At 60.7% G+C, this 2,955-nt stretch carries 3 protein-coding genes; 1 reads left to right on the top strand and 2 read right to left on the bottom strand.

Annotation, left to right across the window (positions count from 1 at the left end):
* On the top strand, positions 1-547 hold a 547-nt coding region (locus tag NW837_RS11965), incomplete at its 5' end, for a CRTAC1 family protein (RefSeq protein ID WP_414331799.1).
* Here the strand turns inward: NW837_RS11965 and moaA are convergent.
* Together moaA and NW837_RS11975 are read right to left on the bottom strand one after the other, a co-directional pair.
* Positions 544-1,521: a GTP 3',8-cyclase MoaA gene (moaA, locus tag NW837_RS11970; RefSeq protein WP_011434340.1), complete on the bottom strand. Its 978-nt coding sequence runs from the start codon at positions 1,519-1,521 to the stop codon at positions 544-546. The genes NW837_RS11965 and moaA overlap by 4 nt on opposite strands.
* Before the next feature lie 198 nt (positions 1,522-1,719).
* Positions 1,720-2,955: cation:proton antiporter (locus NW837_RS11975; protein ID WP_414331801.1), on the bottom strand; the 1,236-nt coding region annotated here is incomplete at its 5' end.

The following is a 2,955-nucleotide window of genomic DNA, read 5'->3' on the forward strand; positions in this document are numbered from 1 at the left end:
GGCCAGGCCCTCTCGCATTCGCACGGTCATTGCTGCCGACTTCGACAACGACGGCTACCCAGAGCTGTTTTTCAACAACATCGGCGAGCCCAACCGCCTGTTTGCTTGGCGCTCCGGCCGTTGGCAGGCCATTGACATTGGAGATGCTGCCGAGCCGCAGGGATTGGGGACAGGAGCAGCAGTGGCCGATGTGGATGGGGATGGTCGTCTAGAATTGTTGATTGCCCATGGGGAGTCTGGCGCCCAGCCTCTCAGCTTCTATCGCCCTCAGGCCAATGCCAACAACTGGCTGAGAGTTCTGCCCCTCACCCGCCAGGGAGCCCCGGCCCGCGGCGCGTTGGTAAGGCTGCTCACCTCCACCCGTACCCAGATCCAGGCCATCGACGCCGGCAGCGGCTACCTCTGTCAGATGGAGCCGGTGGCCCACTTTGGCCTGGGATCCGAAACAGGGGTCAAGGAAATCCAGATCCAGTGGCCGGATGGGAAACAGTTGCAGGTGGCCCACCCACCGGTCAACCAGCTTTTGCGGATCCCTTATCCCCGCTAGCCGCCAATCTGAGACATGGTGCGCCGGTAGGATCCCTGGCTGCCGGTGTCCCGTCCTTTGAAGTTGATATCCGGCTTGATGTCCAGCAATTCCCGCACCTGCTGTCTTAGCCTTTCGGCAGGGATCCCAGCTCGCAGCGGATCCCGCAGGTTGATTTGGCCGGATTCGTTGAGCAGGCAAGGGCGCAGCCAACCGTCGCTGGATAGCCGCATGCGGTTGCATCGATCACAAAAGCACTCCGACATCTGGCTGATAAAGCCCAAGGTGCCTTTTGCCCCCGGGATTCGAAACACATCCGCCGGCCCATTGCCGGCCACAAACCCAGGTTCCAGGCCAAAGCGAGCGCGAATTCGCTGTCGCAGCACCTCAGACTCCACCCAGCCGGCCTGCTGAAAGAGGGCGGCATTGCCAATGGGCATAAACTCGATGAAGCGCACATGCCATTGTCGCTCCAGAGTAAGGGCAGCCAGATCTTCCACTTCCGATTCGTTGAGCCCAGGGATCACCACCACATTCAACTTGAGGGGATCAAACCCCACTTGGTGGGCAACTTGGATCCCGGCCCAGACCTGCCGCCAGCGATCCCGCCCCGTGATCAGTCGAAAGGTCTCGGGGTTGAGGGAATCAAAGCTGATGTTGATGCGGCGCAACCCCGCTTCATAGAGGAGTTGAGCTTTTTGGCTGAGGTTGAAGCCGTTGGTGGTAAGGGCCACATCTCTCACCCCAGGCAAGCTGCATAGAGCCCGGATGAGGTGCTCCAGCCCCGGCCTGAGCAGGGGTTCGCCGCCGGTGAGGCGAAAGCAATCGATCCCCAACGGCAAAAACACCTCTCGAACCAACGTGAGGATTTCCTCATCCGTTAAACGCTCTGGGGCTTGCAGCCACGTCAACTCCGCCTCGTCAGGCATGCAGTACTGGCATCGGAAATTGCAGCGATCGATCAAGCTGATGCGCAGATAGTTAACGGTCGGCATGGCAAGCTGGGCCAGAAACAGATGGGGCACCCCTCCCCCCAGAGTGCCGAGCAACGCCGAGGACCCTTTCCGTTGCCTCTGGAAAACCTCCCAGCGTCTCCATCCGCAAAGGCAGCGGGGGAACTGTCCCGAGGCTTGCAACTTGCAGTGGCCACACCTCCAGTTTGCAGGATACTACGAAGATTGAGGTGCAAATCTCTACTCGGCAGAGCCAGGGATCCCTGCCCATTCGGGTTGAACAGGCCGCTGCCAGCGTTCCCACCAGGCCAGCACAGACTCAGGTGGGTGGCTGTCGTGGCTGCCGTTGGCATTGGCGGGGAGGGGGGGAGAGGGAGGTGGGGCCGGCGGTGTCAGCCAACTGACAGGCGCGGGGATCAGACAACTGGGGTGGAGAGGGCGCAGATCGCGGTAGTGGCTGCTGCGAATGGCCAGGATCTCCTGCTGAATGATGTCTGGGGGTTCTCCCAACTCCAGCAACACATGGCTGCACAGCCCCAGGCTGGCCTCAAATTCGGGGTGGACGACTTCTCTGGCCCCCAACTGATAGAGCTGTTCGATGTCTTCCTTGTCGGTAGCTCGCACCACCACATCCAATTGCGGCGCCAACTCCAGAGCTCGTTTCAGGCAGAGGCGGATGCTCATGCGATCCGGCAGAGCAATAACCAGGGCGCGGGCCTGGGGCAGGCAAGCTTTCTCCAGCACCAACGGGCTGGCCGCATTTCCGTAGAGGTAAGGGATCCCACGGGAACGCAGGTGTTGGATCACCCGTTCTGATTGATCAATGACCAAGAGGGGGTGACGACGGGCTTCCAGAATGCGCACAATGTCTTGCCCCACCTGCCCATAGCCGCACACCACCACGTGCCCCTGTTGAGGAGCATCGGGGGCCAAAGCGCGGGGCCGCTCGCCCGATTCCAACCAGCGGGCCAAGAAGGGGATCCCGTGTAGCCCGGAAAACAGTCGAGGAGCGCCCCTCAGCAGAAAGGGAGTGAGCAGAAGGGTAACGGCTGTGGTGCTGACAATCAACAAATAGATCTGCCGCGACACCAATCCCAAAGCCTGCCCCTCGCTGGCCAGCACAAAGGAGAATTCGCCGATTTGCGATAGGCCCAGCCCCACCACCACCGCTGCCGGCAGAGCGTAGCCAAACAGCCGCGCCAAGGGAGCCACGATGCAAAACTTGCCCACCATCACCAGACCCACCAGCCCCAGGATCAGCAACAGATGGCCGAGGATAAAGCTGGGATCGATGAGCATGCCGATGGCCGCAAAAAAGAGAGCAGCAAACACATCTCGCAAAGGCTCTACATAGTCCAGGGTTTGGTCGGCGTACTCCACCTCCGAGATCATCAGACCGGCAATGAAAGCCCCAATCTCGCTGGAAATGCCCAGCCGCTCCGTCAACAGGGCAATCCCCACGCAGAGGCTGATCAC

This window comes from Synechococcus sp. R6-10, assembly GCF_047461815.1.
Taxonomy (GTDB): Bacteria; Cyanobacteriota; Cyanobacteriia; order Thermostichales; family Thermostichaceae; genus Thermostichus.